Annotated in this window: 16 protein-coding genes and 2 pseudogenes; 8 read left to right on the top strand and 10 right to left on the bottom strand. The window is 63.0% G+C overall.

Features of this window, described 5'->3' with window-relative positions; translation table 11 throughout:
* Positions 1 to 99: 99 nt before the first annotated feature.
* The 4 genes from PPUTUW4_RS09990 to PPUTUW4_RS09975 all read right to left on the bottom strand — a co-directional run bounded on the left by PPUTUW4_RS09990 (position 100) and on the right by PPUTUW4_RS09975 (position 6,167).
* Positions 100 to 1,485, bottom strand: a complete 1,386-nt coding sequence (locus tag PPUTUW4_RS09990) for a DUF1254 domain-containing protein (protein ID WP_015094519.1) — start codon at positions 1,483 to 1,485, stop codon at positions 100 to 102.
* Complete coding sequence (locus PPUTUW4_RS09985) at positions 1,482 to 2,831, bottom strand: DUF1254 domain-containing protein (RefSeq protein ID WP_015094518.1); 1,350 nt, start codon at positions 2,829 to 2,831, stop codon at positions 1,482 to 1,484. Before PPUTUW4_RS09985 ends, PPUTUW4_RS09990 begins: the two co-directional genes overlap by 4 nt.
* Before the next feature lie 160 nt (positions 2,832 to 2,991).
* On the bottom strand, positions 2,992 to 4,329 hold the full coding sequence (locus PPUTUW4_RS09980) for a DUF1329 domain-containing protein (protein ID WP_015094517.1): 1,338 nt from the start codon (positions 4,327 to 4,329) through the stop codon (positions 2,992 to 2,994).
* An 11-nt stretch (positions 4,330 to 4,340) separates the two neighbouring features.
* Positions 4,341 to 6,167, bottom strand: coding sequence for a DUF1302 domain-containing protein (locus PPUTUW4_RS09975; protein ID WP_015094516.1), 1,827 nt, complete (start codon positions 6,165 to 6,167; stop codon positions 4,341 to 4,343).
* A gap of 222 nt (positions 6,168 to 6,389) precedes the next feature.
* Between PPUTUW4_RS09975 and PPUTUW4_RS30175 the strand changes: the two are divergent.
* Positions 6,390 to 6,470, top strand: a pseudogene (locus PPUTUW4_RS30175) (outer membrane lipoprotein carrier protein LolA); the annotation flags it as partial.
* A 54-nt stretch (positions 6,471 to 6,524) separates the two neighbouring features.
* On the opposite strand, the pseudogene PPUTUW4_RS09970 reads toward PPUTUW4_RS30175, so the two are convergent.
* Both PPUTUW4_RS09970 and PPUTUW4_RS09965 read right to left on the bottom strand, forming a co-directional pair.
* Positions 6,525 to 7,927, bottom strand: a pseudogene (locus PPUTUW4_RS09970) (FAD/NAD(P)-binding protein).
* A gap of 14 nt (positions 7,928 to 7,941) precedes the next feature.
* A complete protein-coding gene (locus tag PPUTUW4_RS09965) occupies positions 7,942 to 8,505 on the bottom strand; it encodes an XRE family transcriptional regulator (RefSeq protein WP_015094515.1) in 564 nt (187 codons plus the stop codon).
* A gap of 15 nt (positions 8,506 to 8,520) precedes the next feature.
* Here PPUTUW4_RS09965 and PPUTUW4_RS09960 point away from each other — a divergent pair, with 15 nt between their 5' ends.
* The 7 genes from PPUTUW4_RS09960 to PPUTUW4_RS09930 all read left to right on the top strand — a co-directional run bounded on the left by PPUTUW4_RS09960 (position 8,521) and on the right by PPUTUW4_RS09930 (position 15,852).
* The gene (locus tag PPUTUW4_RS09960) at positions 8,521 to 9,522 is read left to right on the top strand and encodes a DMT family transporter (RefSeq protein WP_083884545.1); all 1,002 of its coding nucleotides are present in this window, start codon (positions 8,521 to 8,523) and stop codon (positions 9,520 to 9,522) included.
* A 266-nt stretch (positions 9,523 to 9,788) separates the two neighbouring features.
* A complete protein-coding gene (locus tag PPUTUW4_RS09955) occupies positions 9,789 to 12,707 on the top strand; it encodes a monovalent cation/H+ antiporter subunit A (protein ID WP_015094513.1) in 2,919 nt (972 codons plus the stop codon).
* Positions 12,707 to 13,051: a Na+/H+ antiporter subunit C gene (locus PPUTUW4_RS09950; RefSeq protein WP_007973781.1), complete on the top strand. Its 345-nt coding sequence runs from the start codon at positions 12,707 to 12,709 to the stop codon at positions 13,049 to 13,051. Before PPUTUW4_RS09955 ends, PPUTUW4_RS09950 begins: the two co-directional genes overlap by 1 nt.
* Entirely contained in the window at positions 13,048 to 14,733 is a 1,686-nt protein-coding gene (locus PPUTUW4_RS09945; protein ID WP_015094512.1) for a monovalent cation/H+ antiporter subunit D, read from the top strand. Before PPUTUW4_RS09950 ends, PPUTUW4_RS09945 begins: the two co-directional genes overlap by 4 nt.
* Complete coding sequence (locus tag PPUTUW4_RS09940) at positions 14,730 to 15,218, top strand: Na+/H+ antiporter subunit E (RefSeq protein ID WP_015094511.1); 489 nt, start codon at positions 14,730 to 14,732, stop codon at positions 15,216 to 15,218. The genes PPUTUW4_RS09945 and PPUTUW4_RS09940 overlap by 4 nt, the downstream gene beginning before the upstream one ends.
* Positions 15,215 to 15,493 carry a K+/H+ antiporter subunit F gene (locus PPUTUW4_RS09935; protein ID WP_015094510.1) on the top strand — a complete coding sequence of 93 codons (279 nt, stop codon included), beginning with the start codon at positions 15,215 to 15,217 and terminating at the stop codon, positions 15,491 to 15,493. The genes PPUTUW4_RS09940 and PPUTUW4_RS09935 overlap by 4 nt, the downstream gene beginning before the upstream one ends.
* Entirely contained in the window at positions 15,490 to 15,852 is a 363-nt protein-coding gene (locus tag PPUTUW4_RS09930; RefSeq protein ID WP_007995227.1) for a Na+/H+ antiporter subunit G, read from the top strand. The genes PPUTUW4_RS09935 and PPUTUW4_RS09930 overlap by 4 nt, the downstream gene beginning before the upstream one ends.
* A 157-nt stretch (positions 15,853 to 16,009) precedes the next feature.
* Here the strand turns inward: PPUTUW4_RS09930 and PPUTUW4_RS09925 are convergent, their stop codons facing one another.
* From PPUTUW4_RS09925 to PPUTUW4_RS09910, 4 genes are all read right to left on the bottom strand, one after another.
* The gene (locus tag PPUTUW4_RS09925; protein ID WP_015094509.1) at positions 16,010 to 16,447 is read right to left on the bottom strand and encodes a DUF3995 domain-containing protein; all 438 of its coding nucleotides are present in this window, start codon (positions 16,445 to 16,447) and stop codon (positions 16,010 to 16,012) included.
* A gap of 118 nt (positions 16,448 to 16,565) precedes the next feature.
* On the bottom strand, positions 16,566 to 17,579 hold the full coding sequence (locus PPUTUW4_RS09920; RefSeq protein ID WP_015094508.1) for an ABC transporter substrate-binding protein: 1,014 nt from the start codon (positions 17,577 to 17,579) through the stop codon (positions 16,566 to 16,568).
* Positions 17,580 to 17,697: 118 nt separating this feature from the next.
* The gene (locus tag PPUTUW4_RS09915; protein ID WP_015094507.1) at positions 17,698 to 17,901 is read right to left on the bottom strand and encodes a hypothetical protein; all 204 of its coding nucleotides are present in this window, start codon (positions 17,899 to 17,901) and stop codon (positions 17,698 to 17,700) included.
* A complete protein-coding gene (locus PPUTUW4_RS09910) occupies positions 17,901 to 18,350 on the bottom strand; it encodes a hypothetical protein (RefSeq protein WP_177325113.1) in 450 nt (149 codons plus the stop codon). The genes PPUTUW4_RS09915 and PPUTUW4_RS09910 overlap by 1 nt, the downstream gene beginning before the upstream one ends.
* Positions 18,351 to 18,498: the final 148 nt, after the last annotated feature.

Raw genomic sequence — 18,498 nt, 5'->3', positions numbered from 1 at the left:
TGAAGGCCATGTTGCGGGACGGCACCGAATGGCGGTGACGAATGGCATGGTGAAGACAGTTGCTCCCACAGGGATCCCATGCAGGAGCGACGGTGCGGCTTAAACAGACACCACTTCAACCACCGGCATTTGCCAGCGTTGATTGACCACCTGCTGCCCGGGCCCATACAGGCGCAAGATCAGGGTGAACGCCCCGCTCGCCGGCGTCGGCAACCAGTTGCTCTGCTCCGGCGGCGTGGTGTTCTGCAAGATCAACGTCAACCCGCCGTCCGCGTCCATCTGCATATGATCCCGACTGCTCAGGCCGTAACGATTGATCGGGTTGGCCACCAGTTGCCGGTCCGGCAAGTCATACAACGTCAGCGACCAGAACTCGCTGGCGGGCGGCAATTGACCCGGTGCGAAACGCAGGCGATAGCGTCGCCCGCCCTGCAAGGGTTGCCCCTGATTATCCACGCGAGTGCCGGTGTAGAAGGCCTCCTCCACACTGTTGCCGTAAATGCCGACATTCGCCGCAACAGCGCGGTTGAGGTAATTGCCATCCAGTGTTTCGCGAGTGCCGAACAGGCCGAGGGTGGTGCGGACCTGGCTCACCGCCGTTTGCAGTTGCGCCTGGGCGTCCTGAATCCCGGCGAGCAGTGCCTTGCGAGTGGCTGGCGGCAACGTCGCCGGGTCGAAGCCCTGGCCAGGCACGATGCCGATCCGCGCAAAGCGTGCGCGCAAGGCTTGCTCGGACGGTTGCGTCGGACACAGGCTGAGGATCTGGTTCAACACCGGGATAAACTCAAGCCCCAAGCCGGTCTTGCTGTCCCAGGGTTGCCAGTCAATGACTGGCGCGGCCACGGGCGCTGCACTGCCGACGTATTCATGCAACGAACGCAAACCGTATTGCTGCTGCAAGGCACGCACCGCCGGCAGGTCCCCGGCGTTTTTCAGGCCCGTTCTGCCAAGCACCATGACGATTTCGGTTTCGCTGCGCAGCACGGCCGTGACGCCGTCCGGTGTATGGCCTTGCCAGTCGGGCCCGGCGATCAGGTAATTTCCCGCATCGCGCCCGGTGCTGAGCACGCCGACATAGGCAAAGTTGTGGGTGTACTGGTCGACCAGTTGCAGCACGTAGTAGCGGTCATCAGGCACGGCCGGCACACTCAGCACTTGCGGCTCGCTGCGCAGGTCGAGCCAGGCCCAGGAATACGGCGTGTCGTTGTTCGGCGTGACGATGTCGCGATTGCTCGGGGTGAACAACTCGCCGTAGTGACGCCAGCGGTTGAAGCCGCCGACGTACTCCGGCGCAGACGCGTTGAGCGCCTGTTTTTCCATGGTCTGGTAATGCATGAGCATGGGATACGCGTAAATCCACGCCTCTTTGGCAATCTGGCGAAGGTCATCGGAATCAGCGGCCAGCAACCAGCGTGGAAACATCAGGCTGCCTCCCAATACCCCCATACTGCCCAACACCCGGCGGCGACTGAAAATCAGGTTCACGGTTCGATCCTCGCAATCGTCGGCAACCGATAACTCCCGTCCAATGCCCCGCCCTTGGGCAGGTACAGGCGCAACAGCAGGTTGAACGGACCTTGCGGCGTCGGCAGCCAGTTGCCCTGCGGCGCATCCTTGGGCGCATCGGCTTGCAGGGTCAGGGTCAAGCCGCCGTCGGCATCGTATTGTAGACCAGGGCTGCGGTCGCCCAGGGCATAACGCTGGATCGGGTTGGCGGCGAGCAGTTGGGTCTTGCTGTCGTACAAGGTCAGTGACCAGAACGCATTCACCGGCGGCAATTGCCCTGCAGGGAAATGCAGGCGATAGGCGTGCTGGCCGCTGAGCATCTGCCCCTGGGCATCGTGCAGCGCCATCGGGTACAGCGCTTCCACCGCATCGTTGGCGTAGATGTAGCGCCAGGCAACCGCGGCACGGGTCAGGTCGTCGTCGCCGAACTTGCCGACGTTGGACGGCGACGGCAACCAGCCCTGCTGTTCCACCGACAGCTGGCTGGACGCGGCGCGCACTTGCTCGCGACCGGCTTCGGCGCCTTGGGCGACGGCTTCGTGCAAATCCGCCGGCGCCTGGAATGTGGCGCCCGGGTTCACACCGATGGCGGCGAAACGGGCCAGTTTTTCCTGCTCGCTGGCGCTCCACTGGTGCAGCGGCGCCAAGGCGTTGAAGGTGCTGAACAGCGCCTGCGCCGGCCCCTGTTTGGTGTCCGTATACGCTGGAAGCTGCAGCGCTGCCAAGGGCTCAGGCGCCGCGCCGCCGCTCACGGTGGACAGTGGTTGCAAGGCGTAGCCCTTGAGCACTTGAGCGGCGTCTTTCTGATCGGCTTCGCCCTTGACCTCGGTGCGCCCCAACAGGAACACCAGGCGGCTCGGCGAGCGAATCACGCCGCTGAAACCCGATGGCGCTTCACCCTTCCAGTCCGGCCCGGCGATCAGGTAGCGCCCCGCTTTATCACCCGTGGCGCGGGTGCCGATGTAGTCGAGGTTGTCGGTGCGCATGTCGACCAGTTGAAAGCTGTAGTAGCGCCCCTGCACGGCCGGCACGTCCAGCACCATCGGTTCGCTGCGCAAATCAAGCAGGGCCCGGGAATAGAAGGTGTCGTTGTTCGGCGACACCACTTTGTTGTCCTGCGGGCCGAGCAAGCGCGGTTCGCTGTAGAGCCGGTTGAACGGCAGCTTCGCGGCGATGGCGCTGAGCACTTTGTCGTGCTCGACGGTGGCGTAGGCGAACACGTAGGCCTCCTGGGCCAGTGCCTTCGCCTGGGGTTGATCGAGGGTTGCAGCGTGAACGGTACCCAGGCTTGCGCCCAGGGCAAGAGCGGATATCCAGTAGCGCACGGTAGATCTCCTTTGTGGAATCAACGATTCACCGCAAGTCCCTGTGGGAGCGGGCTTGCCCGCGATGGCGGTGGGTCAGATAGCAATGCAGTCGACTGACACACCCTCTTCGCGGGCAAGCCCGCTCCCACAGGGACTTGCAGTGTTGCTGCAATACGAATTACTTGGCCCAGCGCCGCAGGTCCGACGGGGTGTAGTCGTCGGTCTTGGCGGCGAAGCCCACGCGCATCGGTTCGGTCTCTTCGTTGGCCAGGCCGCCGGCGTAGTAGCGTCCGGAGATCAGGTCGTACGAGGTTTCCAGCACGTTGTAGGTGAAGCCGTGGTCGTACTGCTGAATCGCATGCAGTTCACCGCTGCGCCACAGTTCACCGCGGCTGTCGTACTGGTCCGACTGGGCGATCTGCCAACTGTCCTCGTCCACATAAAAGCGGCGCTTGGCGTAGATGTGCCGGGCACCCGGCTTGAGGGTCGCTTCCACCACCCACACCCGATGCTTCTCGTAGCGGGCCAGGTCCTGGTTGACGTGGTTGGGCTTGATCACGGCGTCGTACTTGAGGTCGCGGCTGCCGATCCTGTAGCTGTTGTAAGGAATGAACAGCTCTTGCTTGCCTACCAGTTTCCAGTCGAAACGGTCTGGCGCGCCGTTGTAGCCGTCGACGTTGTCGGCGGTGATCAAGCCATTGCTGTAACGGGCGCTGTTGTCATAGGCGATCATCGGCGCACGGCGCACGCGACGTTGCCCCGGCAGGTATTGCCAGGCCGAACGCGGCTCGGCGACCTGGTCGATCGGCTCATGCACCAGCACCGCTTCGCCGGACAGACGCGCCGGCTCCAGAACCCGGCTTTTGAACATGAACAGCACGTTGGAACCCGCCTCCAGGCCACTGACGGTGTCGGCGAAGTTGATCAGCGACTGGTTGCGCACGTAGCTGGTGGCGCCGTTTTCACGCACCAGTGCGGCGCTGCTGATGCGCTCGTAGCTGCCGCCGCGATAACGGGTCATGTGGTTCCACATCACCTCCAGGCCTTCGGTGGGCAGCGGGAACGGAATGCCCCTGGCGTAGTCATGCAGACCGTTGCCGCCATCGGCCATGCTGGTCTTGGCCACGTTGTCGCGGCTTGCCGCCAGCACATCCCTGGGCAGGTTGGCGCTGCGATGGGTCGGGTAAATGTTCATCTTGTAGGTGTCGGGAAAGCGCTTGAACAACGCGATTTGCCCGGGGCTGAGAAACTTTTCGTACTGCGCCACATTCTTCGCCGTGACAGTGAACAAGGGCTTCTCGGCCGCATAAGGGTCGCTGTAGCCGCCCTTGCTGTCGACGGTGCCAGCGTTGCTCGCCAGGCCACCGGTCCAGGCCGGAATGCTGCCGTCGGCATTGGCTGCCATTTCCGAGCCCATGGGGGTCAGGGTCTTGCCCAGGGCTGCCGAATCGGTGCCCTTGGCCTGTGCCAGGCCGACGGTGCAGGCCAGGGCCAGCACGCACAATTGCATACGCATAACGGTTCTCCTCAGAAGTCTGCCTTGAAGCTGACGGATGCGAAATCGCGGTCGTCGAGGGTGCTGTAGTCGTTGGAACCGAAGAAGGCGTTGTAGGCCAGTTCCACGCTGTAATCGTTCATGTAGACGCCGGTCAGGCTCACGCCCAGCGCTTGCTGGCCTTCCTGGAACGGCCCTTGCGGATCGTAGGAATAACCCTCGACGTCATGCCGCCAGTTGACGGCCGGAATCAGGTTGATGCCCGGCAACACATCGCTGTACTCGAGGCTGGCGCGCAGGCGATAACCCCACGACCACTCGGTGGCAAAGCCTTTGTCGGTGCAGTACTGATTGGTGACGCCGGAGGCGACGGTATTGCACGGCGTGCCGTTGCGCGGCGCACTGCGGCCGAACGCGGCGCTACGGCCAAGGCGCTCGTCCCCTAGATCGTCGATGTGTACGACACCGACTTCACCGAACAGGCTCAGGCGCGTGGCGCCCAGTACGTTGTCGATGGCCTGGGTGGCCGAACCGGTCATCTGCCAGACACCCTTGCGTTCCCAGGCATCGAACTGGCTGCCATTGGTGGTGCTGAAACCTGGCGGCAATTGCACCCAGGAGCTGCCCCCCGGCCCGGAAATCACGGCGACGTTGACGTCGGGTGCGTTGATCGCCAGTGGCATGTTCGGCCGATAGCTCAGCTCACCGGCCAGGGAAATCCCGGTGACCGGTTCGACGCCGTTGAGGCTGATGCCGTACAGGTGAATGTTTTCCGGGAAGGCCGCCGCATAACTCGGCGCCTGGGTGCCACCGGGGAAGGTGCCGGGCAAGGAAGTGTTCCTGGCGTCGAGGGTGAAATACGGCAAACGCGAGTGATAGTTGATGTAGTAAATCGCCGCTTCAGCATCGTTCAGCGCCGGGATCATCTGGCGCAGGGCGAAGCCGAACTGGCCGTAATCGGACGGCGACTCATTGCCCCGGGAGGTGGCGTACAACCCCGCGGCCTGCATCTGTTCATCGGTCTGCACCTGGCTCAGGTACAACGGCCCGCACCCCGGTTGAATCACGTCACTGCTGGCGAAGAACGTGCCGCAACCGTCGAGGACACTGGGTCGCCAGTTGTATTGGTAGAAACCTTCGAGATTGGTGGTGTCGGTCAGACCGAAGCTGAAGGACACCATCTCCACAGGCAACTGGCCTTCCTTGATTTCCACGCCGGGACGGTTGAACGCCGAGATGTCCAGCGGGTTGATCACGTTGATGCCGTTCTGGATCAACAGCGCCTCGCCCCAGGACAACACCTGGTTACCGACCTTCACGTTCAGCGGATGGTCGGCCACCTGGAAGTCTTTCCAGACGTAGGCGTCGAGGACCTGGAAACCCTTGAATTTCGACAAGTCGTCCCAGCCCGAATCGTCGAAATCCTTGAAGCGGCCATTGCCGGTTTCATAGGCGTGGTCGTACCAGTATTTGAAGCGCAGGAACGCGCCCTGGCCCTGGCCATCGAGACTGAAATCGGTGAGGCCCTTGAAAAGCTGCGAGATAGGGTCACCCTTCTCGAAGTTCAGCCGGTTGTCATCGGCGCTGACGCTGCTGCCATTGGCATTCACGCCCTGGGCCTGCAAGGCATTGGCACGGGTCATCAGGCTTTTGTCGGGATTTTGCGTCGACCAACTGCTGCCCAGGCTCAGGCTGGTCCTGGTCGACAGGCTCCAGTCTTCGTTGAGGTCAAAGGTGGTGGCGCAGGCCGGCCCCGTGAGTATGGCAACAATCGCCAACGCAAGCGGTTGCGGGCGGGAATGGCCAAGCCGGTGAAGTCGTTGGCGGACTCCGGCTGTGGCCGAGCTTTTTTTTATCATTATTGGGCTCCGGTCAGGTTTGCTCAGCCCGGACACGTTGCCCAACTATCGAGCGCGACACGCAAGCGATGGCCGACAAAAAATATTCATCGGGGGGATCTGCAGTGCGGGTGGTATTTTTTGAAGGTGTACAGGTAACGGCGACTATTGGTCCCGCCCGTACGGCGGTTCACTTTGGAAAAACGGAACGCCGCCCGGCCTGTAGGAGCGAGCCTGCTCGCGATGGAGGTCAACGATGATGCGGGGAGCCTGACACCCCGCGGTGCTCTCGGTTTTTTCGCGAGCAAGCTCGCTCCTACAGTGGGTCGGCTTCACCACTCGTATCAGGCCGAGCGTTAGCTCGGCAAATGGACGGCCTTAGCGCACCAGTCGCTCGGCCAGCGCCTTGGCCTGGCTCGCCACATCAGTGACGGCCGTGCTTTCCCACCACATGCCGCGCAACGGCGGGCCCATGGCAAACAGACGGCTGGCGGGCAGCCCCTGCGCGTTCAGCACCGCGCCATCGACCTCTGCCGCGATGCCCAGGGCCAAGGCCCCCGGCCGCACCAGACCACGGGCGAGCAGTTGCCGGGGCAGCGGTCGCGCGACCCGGCGCCAGTCGTATTCGATACCGCTGGAGTTGATCAGGGCAGCACCGCTGACCACACAGGCCTGCGCCTCGCCGCGTCGTCGAAGGCGGATGCTCACCCCGCCATTGATCGAAGGCTCAAGGCCCTGGTATGACGCTGCGTGAATACGCAGCCGTCCTTCTTTATACAAACGCTCGACCAGTTCGGCACTCAAGGGTGGCGAGCGGTGGTGATGGCTTTCCCACCAGGGCCGCACATGCCGCACGAACTGCCGACGCTGCACATCCGTTGCCTGATGCCACAAGCGGCCAATGTGTGCCCGAACCGTGTCCAGTGGCGCCTGCCAGTCGATGCCCTGGGCGATGGCGTCCCGGCAGTGTCGACGCAATTCGCGCAACAACTGCCGAGGTGTGCGGATGTCCTGGTCCTCGGCGAGAAAGTCCACCCAGGCCGGAGGCTGGCGCCGCACATGGGGCAGCAGCCCATGGCGGGAAAACACTTCGATCGGCCCGCGATGTCCAGCCTGTTCGAGGGACACCACGGCGTCGACCATGGTCAGGCCCGAGCCGATGATCATGACCGTCGATTGCGGGTCGAGCTGCTGCATGGCTGCCACGTCCCACGGATCGAGGGCGGCCGCATTCAATCCGCTGGATTGGGTTTGTGGCGCGCAGCGGGAAACATCCCGGTCGCCAGTACCGCAAAAGCGCCCTGCAAGCATCGGCCGTCGCTCAAGGTCAATCGCACGACGTCTGCACCGGCTTGCAAATCGACCGCCTCGGCCTGCACATGCCCGACCGTCGAACCGACCAAGGCGCCCACCGCCTGCGCTTCTGCGAGGCGCTGCCGAGCGTACAGGCCGAAAATTCCCCGAGGGGGAAACAGCTCGCTGATTGGCACGTGCTGCTGATCCGATTCCGGCCAGCCGCCGCCGGCAATGTAGTCGGTGAGCCATTGGGTCAGGTCGTCGGGGTTGTCCGGGTCGACACTCATCCGCGCCGCGTTGCCGTTGAGCGTATGGCCCAACTCCACCGCGCTGTAGGCTTCGCCCCGCCCCAACTCGGCCCTGGGTTCGATCACCAGCACCCGACGCCGGCCCGGCAATCGCATCAACTGCGCCGCCAGCATCGCGCCACTGAGGCCGCCACCGACAATCAGGACATCGGCGTCATTGTTCAAGGTCTGGCCCATCCTGCTCTCCCTGTTCAGATCACCACATTACGCACAAACCGCGCCGCTACCGTCCCGTCATTGCGATAACAGTGCGGCTGATTGCTGGCGAACATGAAGAATTCACCCGCCGCAATATTCTGCGGCCGGTCGCCGAGCATAACGGTCAGGCAACCTTCGAAGACATAAATCTGCTCGCTCCAGCCATCGGCGTCCGGCTCCGAGGGATACACCTCGCCCGGTTGCAGGCACCACTCCCACTGCTCGACTTCGCGGCTGGCGCTGGCCTTGGAAAGCAACACCGCCTTACTGCCGGGAATCGTGCCGGTCCAGGCCAGCTCATTGATACGGCTGGGATCTCGGGCATCGGGAGCCTGGATCAAATCACTGAAGGCAACGTCGAGGGCCTCGGCCACGCGGTCGAGGGTGGTCAGGCTGACATTCTTTTCCCCCGCCTCGATCGCCACCAGCATTCGGCGGCTGACACCGGACTTTTCGGCCAGCGCGGTCTGGCTCAGGTCGGCGGCATGACGCAAACGACGAACATTTTGGCTGACGTGCTGGAGGACCGAAGCCCGTTGGGTAGAATCTTTGTGCACTATATTGCTCACTGAGTGGGGTTGGGCAGTATACTGCGCAACATTCGGCGCATTGTGCGTCCCCCTCCAGTAGCGTGCAAGGTCATGACGTCGGTGAATTCCCCAAAGGCTTCCTCCCGTTTCACAAGGTTCAGCAAGGCCGAATGTGTGCTGGTGCTGATCACGATGGTCTGGGGCGGAACCTTCCTGCTGGTCCAGCATGCGATGACCGTCAGCGGCCCGATGTTTTTCGTCGGCCTGCGCTTTGCCGCCGCCGCGAGTATCGTCGCCCTGTTCTCCTGGCGTCACCTGCGCGACCTGACCCTGTTCGAACTCAAGGCCGGCTCGTTCATCGGCGTGGCGATCATGCTCGGCTACGGCTTGCAGACGGTCGGCCTGCAGAGCATTCCCAGCAGCCAGTCGGCATTCATTACCGCGCTGTATGTTCCGTTCGTGCCATTGCTGCAATGGCTGGTGCTGGGGCGGCGTCCGGGGTTGATGCCGAGCATCGGCATCATGCTGGCCTTTACCGGGCTGATGCTGTTGTCCGGGCCGTCTGGTGCGTCGTTCAACTTCAGCCCCGGTGAAATCGCCACCTTGATCAGCGCCGTGGCCATTGCGGCCGAGATCATCCTGATCAGCACCTATGCCGGCCAGGTCGATGTGCGCCGGGTGACGGTGGTGCAACTGGCGGTCACTTCGGTGTTGTCGTTCCTGATGGTGGTGCCGACCAACGAGGCGATTCCAGACTTCTCCTGGCTGCTGCTGTGCAGCGCACTGGGCCTTGGGGCGGCGAGTGCGGCGATTCAGGTGGCGATGAACTGGGCACAGAAAAGCGTGTCACCGACCCGCGCCACGCTGATCTATGCCGGCGAGCCGGTATGGGCCGGGATTGTCGGGCGCATCGCCGGGGAACGCCTGCCGGCGATTGCCCTGGTCGGGGCCGGGTTGATTGTGGCGGCGGTGATTGTCAGCGAGTTGAAGACCAAGGGTAAGGCGGCGTCTGAGCGGGAACTGGAGCAGGAAACCCAGCGATAAACCGCAGGTTCCGCAGCGCCAGATAAATCGCCTTCGCGGGCAAGCCTGCTCCCACAGGTTCAGAGGTGTTCACATAACTTGTGTACGACGCGGACACTGTGGGAGCGGGCTTGCCCGCGAAGGGGCCGGTCCAGACACCCCCTCTCTGAAACAATGTTAAACAGGGTTTTTCCGTCTACCGTGTAGGATTCTGCGACAGCTTGGCGTTTGGCGATCCGGGAGCTGGCACGTATGATGCTTCACAAACTTCCGCAGATTAGAAGCCTATGTCCCTGATAGTTCTACTGCTTCTGCCTTTCATAGGCAGCTGTTTGGCGGCCGTGTTGCCGCACAATGCCCGTAACGCCGAATCCCTGCTGGCTGGCCTGATCGCCCTGATCGGCAGCGTTCAGGTCGCATTCCTGTACCCGCAGATCGCCCATGGCGGCGTCATTCGCGAAGAGTTTTCCTGGCTGCCCAGCCTGGGCCTGAATTTCGTCCTGCGCATGGACGGTTTCGCCTGGCTGTTCTCCCTGCTGGTGCTGGGCATCGGCACCCTGGTGTCGCTGTACGCCCGCTACTACATGTCGCCGAACGATCCGGTGCCGCGCTTCTTCGCGTTTTTCCTGGCCTTCATGGGCGCCATGCTGGGGCTGGTGATCTCCGGCAACCTGATCCAGATCGTGTTTTTCTGGGAGCTGACCAGCCTCTTCTCGTTCCTTCTGATCGGCTACTGGCACCATCGCGCCGATGCCCGGCGCGGTGCCTACATGGCGCTGATGGTCACCGGTGCGGGTGGTTTGTGCCTGCTTGCGGGGGTCATGCTGCTCGGCCATGTGGTCGGCAGCTATGACCTGGACAAGGTCCTGGCCGCCGGCGACCTGATTCGTGCCCATGCCCTCTACCCCATCCTGTTGCCCCTGATCCTGATCGGCGCCTTGAGCAAAAGCGCGCAATTCCCCTTCCATTTCTGGCTGCCCCACGCCATGGCCGCGCCGACGCCCGTGTCGGCGTACCTGCACTCGGCGACCATGGTCAAGGCCGGGGTGTTTCTGCTGGCGCGGCTATGGCCGTCGCTTTCGGGCAGTGAAGAATGGTTCTACATCGTCAGCGGCGCCGGTGCCTGCACCCTGTTGCTCGGGGCGTATTGCGCGATGTTCCAGAACGACCTCAAGGGACTGCTGGCCTACTCGACCATCAGCCACCTCGGCCTGATCACCCTGCTGCTCGGCCTGAACAGCCCGCTGGCCGCCGTCGCCGCGGTGTTCCACATCCTCAACCACGCGACGTTCAAGGCCTCGTTGTTCATGGCCGCCGGCATCATCGACCACGAAAGCGGCACCCGCGATATCCGCAAACTCAGCGGCCTGTACAAACTGATGCCGTTTACCGCGACCCTGGCCATGGTCGCCAGCGCCTCGATGGCCGGCGTGCCGTTGCTCAACGGCTTCCTCTCCAAAGAGATGTTCTTCGCCGAAACCGTGTTCATCAATGCCACGCGCTGGGTCGAGCTGAGCTTGCCGATCGTGGCAACGATCGCCGGTACCTTCAGCGTGGCTTACTCCCTGCGTTTCACCGTGGATGTGTTCTTCGGTCCGCCCGCGACCGACTTGCCTCACACCCCCCACGAGCCACCGCGCTGGATGCGCGCGCCGGTCGAGCTGCTGGTGTTCACTTGCCTGCTGGTGGGGATCTTCCCGGCGCAGGTGGTCGGCCCGCTGCTCGCCGCGGCGGCGCAACCGGTGGTCGGCGGCGCCCTGCCCGAATACAGCCTGGCGATCTGGCACGGCCTGAACGCGCCGATGATCATGAGCCTGATCGCCTTGTCCTGCGGCACCGTGCTTTACCTGCTGCTGCGCAATCAATTCAAGCGCGGACGCTTCAACCGCCCGCCCGTCTTGGGTCGCCTGGACGGCAAGCACCTGTTCGAATGGGCACTGGTCGCCAGCATGCGCCTGGCCCGCCGCCTGGAGCCGCGGATTGGCACCCGGCGCCTGCAGATGCAGTTGTTCCTGGTGGTGCTCGCCGCCGTGCTGGCTGGCTTGATTCCCATGCTGCACAGCAGCCTGCACTGGGGCGACCGGCCGAAGATCCCCGGGTCGATCGTCTTCGTCACCCTGTGGTTGCTGGCCATCGCCTGTGCCCTTGGCGCGGCGTATCAGGCCAAGTATCACCGTCTGGCGGCCCTGACCATGGTCAGCGTCTGCGGCCTGATGACCTGCGTCACCTTCGTCTGGTTCTCGGCGCCGGACCTGGCCCTGACCCAACTGGCGGTCGAAGTGGTGACCACGGTGCTGATCCTGCTGGGCCTGCGCTGGCTACCACGACGGATCGAAGAAGTCTCGCCGTTGCCGGGCAGCCTGCGCCGGGCGCGGGTGCGGCGGATCCGCGACTTGCTGCTGTCGACCGTGGTCGGTGTCGGCATGGCGCTGCTGTCCTACGCCATGCTGACGCGCCAGACCCCCAACGACATTTCCTCCTTCTACCTGAGTCGCGCCTTGCCCGAAGGCGGCGGCAGCAACGTGGTCAACGTGATGCTGGTGGACTTCCGCGGTTTCGACACCCTCGGTGAAATCACCGTACTGGTGGCCGTGGCCCTGACCGTGTACGCCCTGCTGCGCCGCTTCCGTCCGCCGAAAGAAAGCCTGCAGCTGCCGGCCCAGCAACGCTTGCTCGCACCGGATGTGGTCACCGACCTGGTCAACCCGCGTCACGCCAGCGACACCGCGCTCGGCTTCATGATGGTGCCGGCGGTGCTGGTGCGCCTGCTGTTGCCGGTGGCGCTGGTGGTGTCGTTCTACCTGTTCATGCGCGGGCACAATCAGCCGGGCGGCGGCTTTGTCGCCGGGCTGGTGATGTCGGTGGCGTTCATCCTGCAATACATGGTTGCCGGCACGCAGTGGGTCGAGGCGCAAATGAGCCTGCGACCGCTGCGCTGGATGGGCACGGGCCTGATGATTGCCACGGCCACCGGCCTGGGTGCGATGCTGGTCGGCTATCCGTTCCTGACCACCCATACCTGGCATTTTTCGTTGCCGCTGCTGGGTGACATTCACCTGGCCAGCGCGCTGTTCTTCGACGTCGGCGTGTACGGCGTTGTGGTCGGCTCGACCCTGTTGATCCTCATCGCCCTCGCCCACCAATCGGTGCGCGGTCACAAAACCGCTGCCCAGCCTAAATCCGTTGCCGCCACGGGAGCCGTCTGATGGAAGAAGTCATCGCAATCGCCATCGGCGTACTGGCCGCGTCCGGCGTGTGGCTGATCCTGCGCCCACGGACGTTCCAGGTGGTCATGGGCCTGTGCCTGCTGTCCTACGGCGTCAACCTGTTCATTTTCAGCATGGGCAGCCTGTTCATCGGCAAGGAACCGATCATCAAGGACGGCGTGCCGCAGGATCTGTTGCACTACACCGACCCGTTGCCGCAAGCGTTGGTGCTAACGGCGATCGTCATCAGCTTCGCCATGACCGCGCTGTTCCTGGTGGTGCTGCTGGCGTCCCGGGGCCTGACCGGCACTGACCATGTGGATGGCCGGGAGCCCAGGGAATGATGGCGATGACCCACCTGATCGTCGCGCCCATCCTGCTGCCGTTGCTGACGGCCGCGATCATGCTGATGCTCGGCGAGAAACACCGGCCGCTCAAGGCCAGGATCAATCTGTTCTCCAGCCTGCTCGGGCTGGGCATTGCCGTGGCGTTGTTGCAATGGACGCAAACCACCGGCGTGCCCGGCTCCATCGGCGTGTACCTGCCGAGCAACTGGCAAGTGCCGTTCGGCCTGGTGTTGGTGGTCGATCGTCTTTCGGCGCTGATGCTGGTGCTGACCGGCATCATCGGCGTCAGTGCCCTGCTGTTCGCCATGGCCCGCTGGGACAGCGCCGGTTCGAGTTTCCACGCGCTGTTCCAGATCCAGTTGATGGGGCTTTACGGCGCATTCCTCACCGCGGACCTGTTCAACCTGTTCGTGTTCTTCGAGGTGTTGCTGGCCGCGTCCTACGGGTTGATGCTCCACGGCTCGGGTCGGGCGCGGGTGTCGTCGGGGCTGCATTACATCTCGATCAACCTGCTGGCCTCGTCGCTGTTCCTGATTGGCGCGGCGCTGATCTATGGGGTGACCGGCACGCTGAACATGGCCGATCTGGCGGTGAAAATCCCGCTGGTGTCCGAAGCTGACCGGGGCTTGCTGCACGCTGGCGCAGGGATTCTGGCCGTCGCGTTTCTGGCCAAGGCCGGCATGTGGCCATTGAACTTCTGGCTGGTGCCGGCCTATTCCTCGGCCAGCGCGCCGGTGGCGGCGATGTTCGCGATCATGACCAAGGTCGGCGTCTACACCCTGCTGCGCCTGTGGACGCTGCTGTTCTCCGCCCAGGCCGGGGCATCGGCGTTCTTTGGCGGGGAGTGGCTGATCTACGGCGGCATGGCGACCATCGTCTGCGCCGCCCTTGCGATCCTCGCCGCGCAACGCCTGGAGCGCATGGCCAGCCTGAGCATTCTGGTGTCGGCGGGCATCCTGTTGTCGACCATCGGTTTCGCCCAGCCGAACCTGGTGGGCGCAGCGCTGTTCTATCTGTTCAGCTCGACCCTGGCCTTGAGCGCGCTGTTCCTGCTGGCCGAACTGATCGAGCGCTCGCGCTCGGCCAACGAGATACAGCTCGAAGATGAAGCCGAACTGCTGCCCCGCCCTCTGGAGTCCCTGCATCCCCCCAAAGGCACCAACCTCGACGACGATCAGAAAGCCGTGGTCGGCCAGGTGATCCCGTGGACCATGGCGTTTCTCGGCCTGAGCTTCATCGCCTGCGCCTTGCTGATCATCGGCATGCCGCCGCTCTCCGGGTTTATCGGCAAACTCGGGTTGATCGGCGCCCTGCTCAATCCACTGGGCCTGGGCAACAGCGGCGACACACCGATTTCCAACGCCGCGTGGGGCCTGCTGGTGTTGTTGATTGTGTCGGGGCTGGCGTCGCTGGTCGCCTTCTCGCGCCTGGGCATCCAGCGCTTCTGGACGCCGGCGGAACGACCATCGCCCCTGCTGCGACGCCTGGAGTGCATGCCGATCTTCGCGCTGCTGGGCTTGAGCATTGCGCTGACCTTCAAGGCCGATCCGCTGCTGCGCTACACCCAGGCCGCCGCCGATGCCTTGTACAACCCGCAGCAATACGTGATGGCGGTACTCGACACCCGCGTCGTACCGAACCCCACGGCCAAGGCGGTCCCGCAGGAGGTGCAACCATGAGGCGTCTGTTTCCCGCACCCTTGCTGTCGCTGGCCTTGTGCCTGCTGTGGCTGTTGCTGAACCTGTCGACCAGCCCCGGCAATCTGCTGCTGGGTGCGGCGCTGGGGTTCTGCGCGCCGCTGATGATGCGCAGGTTGCGTCCGCTACCGGTGCGCATCCGTCGTCCCGGGGTGATCCTGCGCCTGGTCCTGCTGGTCGGGCGTGACGTGCTGGTGTCCAACCTCGCCGTGGCCTGGGGTGTGCTCAATGCCGGTCGCCGTCCGCCACGCTCGCAATTCATCAAGGTGCCACTGGACTTGCGTGACGCCAACGGCCTGGCCGCGCTGTCGATGATCACCACGGTGGTGCCCGGCACGGTCTGGTCGGAGCTGGCGCTGGACCGCAGCATTCTGCTGTTGCACGTCTTCGACCTGGACGACGAGGCGCTGTTCATCCAGCACTTCAAGGCGACCTACGAGCGTCCGTTGATGGAGATCTTCGAATGAGCCCCTTGCTGGCGAACGCGATCCTGCTGAGCCTGTTCCTGTTTTCCCTGACGATGGTCCTGACCCTGATCCGCCTGTTCAAAGGGCCGTCGGCCCAGGACCGGGTCCTGGCGCTGGACTACCTGTACATCGTCGCGATGCTGATGATGCTGACGCTGGGTATTCGTTATGCCAGTGACACCTACTTCGAGGCGGCGCTGCTGATCGCCCTGTTCGGTTTCGTCGGTTCCTTCGCCCTGGCGAAATTCCTGCTGCGTGGTGAGGTGATCGAATGAATACGCCCTTGTCGTTGTGGGTGGAAATCCCGGTGGCGATCCTGCTGGTGCTCGGCAGCCTGTTTGCCTTGATCGGCGCCACGGGCCTGCTGCGCATGCAGGATTACTTCCAGCGCATGCACCCACCGGCCCTGGCCTCGACGCTCGGAGCCTGGTGCGTGGCGCTGGCTTCGATCATCTATTTTTCGGCGCTCAAGTCCGCGCCGGTCTTGCACGCCTGGCTGATTCCGATCCTGTTGGCGATTACCGTGCCCGTGACCACCTTGCTGCTGGCCCGGGCGGCGCTGTTCCGCAAACGCATGGCCGGGGATGATGTGCCGGCGGAGGTGAGTAGTCGGCGGAGTGAGAGCGGCAGTTAGACCAAGGATTTGCATCGACTGGACCGGCCTCATCGCGAGCAAGCTCGCTCCCACAGTGATGGGCGTCGTACACACCTTTTGAGTCCGACACCAAACCTTGTGGGAGCGAGCTTGCTCGCGATGAGGCCAGTACTATCACTACAGAAACGTCGCTGTATCAGACCCAGGCCACCGCCAACAACCCTGCACCCAACACCACACACAAGGGCGAATAAACCCAGGTGTCGAGCCGGGCAAACTTCGAGCCCTTGACCTCTTTGAAGAAGCCCACCAGCTCCGAATCGCCAATGGCCCGGGCAAACAGCAAGATCGCAATGGCGCTGATCGCCCACTGCAACGACCAGTGGTGCAAGGGTGGCAGCCACCAACCCACCCGCCAGCACACCAGCACGGCAATCAACAGCAATGCCCCGGCCACCACCAGCGTGACCCAGCCTCGCGGCTTGAACGCCGGCCTCAGTCTTGCGCTGCCCTCCTGAGGTACTTGCGGAACCGCCGCCACCGCCGCCCACTCGCCACCCAACGCCCAATACACATGCATCAGACTGATCACGGAGAAAATCGTCACCAGCGACTGAGCCAACAACAGGGTCATGGTTCAGAGATCCTTGAAAGGGATATGAACCGAACATTGTAGGAGCTACCGCAGGCTGCGATGTCTTGATTTTGCTTTTTCATGACAAAGATCAAAAGATCCCGACCTGCGGCAGCGCCTACAGGGCGGCGGAGACTTTATCCGCCACGTCCTTGGGCAGCCAGGCCCGCCAGACGTCCGGATGAGCCTTCATGAACGCCTCTGCCGCCTGGCGCGGCGGTGTATGTTTCTCGCTCATCTCGGCCAGCGCCTTGTTCAGCGGGCCGATCGGAAAGTCGACCTTGGCAAAGAACTCGGCAATCTGCGGATATTGCTTCTGGAAGGGAGTGGACACACCGATCGACAGCTTTGAAGCCAGGGAACGGGTCGGCCGTGGATTGGGGTTGTCGGCGTCGGTCAGGGTCTTCCAGGCTTCGGCGTCGAACGGTGGTTCTTCCAGTTGAATCAGCTTGAAGCGGCCGAGCAACGGCGTGGGCGACCAGTAGTAAAACAGCACCGGCTTGCCACGATGAATGGACGAACTGATCTCTGCATCCAGGGCCGCGCCCGAACCACTGCGGAAGTTCACGTAGCTGTCGTCCAGCCCGTACGCCTTGAGCTTCTGCTTGTTGACCACTTCCGAGGTCCAGCCGATAGGGCTGTTGAGGAAACGTCCCTTGGACGGGGCTTCCGGGTCCTTGAACACGTCCTTGTAGCGTGGCAGGTCGCTGACGCTGCGCAGGTCCGGCGCCAGCGGCTTGATGCCCTTGGCCGGGTCGCCCTTGATCACGTATTCCGGCACCCACCAGCCTTCGGTAGCGCCCTTGACCGTGTCGCCGAGGCTGACGACTTTGCCTTCGGCTTCGGCCTTGACCCAGACCGGGCTGCGACCGGCCCACTCTTCGCCAATGACCTGGATGTCATTGTTGGCCAGCGCGGTTTCCAGGGTGATGGTGGTGCCTGGCAAGGTATCGGTGGGCAGCCCGTAGCCCTTCTCGACAATGATGCGCAGGACATCGGTGATCAGGCTGCCGCTTTCCCAGTTCAGGTCGGCGAAGTGGATCGGCGCCTGGGCGGCAAACACCGGGGCGGGTGTCGCCAGCAAACCGAAAGTGGCCAGGACAGCAGCCAGCAACCGTCGAAATCCGTTCATGCTTTTGCACCTCGTGCTGTTCACAGCAATAGCAGGATGGCCTGGCAGTAGACCGCGAAGCCTCTGAATACTCAGTCCAATGACTGTAGTAGAGGTTCCTGCTTTCGAGGTGCGGGGATCAGTTTTCGGAAGTTTCCTGCAAACGCGTCAGCTCTCGTCTGACCATGCTGGCGTATGGCGCCGGTTGCAGTTGGTAAAGCTGTGACGCCACCCAGTTCAGCCAGGCTCCTTGCAGAATGGACTTCTGCCCGAACAGCCGCCGCGCTTCGTCTTGAGCGCTGGCCAGGTTCTGTTCGTGGAAGTCGGCGCGGGTCAGGGTCATCACTCGCTGGCCTTGAAGGTCACCAACTCGCCCTTGCGCCACTTGGCCACTTTGGTGGTCACGGCCTTGAGGGTCTTGGTCAGGCCTTCCTGCAACTGTTGATGGGCGGCAAACACCATCACCACGCTGTGACCTTCCTTGAACACGACTCCCTGACCGTCGGCCGTGGTCACGAAGGCGTAATCGCCAATTCCGTAAACCGTCAGCTTGATGTCACGGAACCTGATGTCCAGCTTGCCACCTTCGCGACTGGGCAGCACGGACGCGCTGAAATGATCGCCGACCTTGAGCTTGAGCCCGGGCTTGTCGTCCACCACCAGGGCTGATTCGGTGTCGATTTCGGCAATGTAAATGCCTTCAGCGTTCTGTTCGGTGATGTAAACGAAACGTGACTGAAACTGCTTGACCAGCTTTGCGCGCAAATCGCCCAGCACGAACAAGGCATGCATATCGAGATTACTTACTGCCAAGGAAACATCCCCACATCTGAAAAATGGCGCCGTACGCGAAAATAAACGCACAGCCAAAAAAGCGGCAATGCCGAAGGTGTAGCCAGAGAACCCGGATTGAAGTCCTGAATGAGCAGTGCACTCATTT

This window comes from Pseudomonas sp. UW4 (genome assembly GCF_000316175.1).
Classification (GTDB): domain Bacteria; phylum Pseudomonadota; class Gammaproteobacteria; order Pseudomonadales; family Pseudomonadaceae; genus Aquipseudomonas; species Aquipseudomonas laurylsulfatiphila.
Note: the sequence above shows the minus strand (reverse complement) of the source record. Positions and strands in the feature narration are given on the sequence as shown.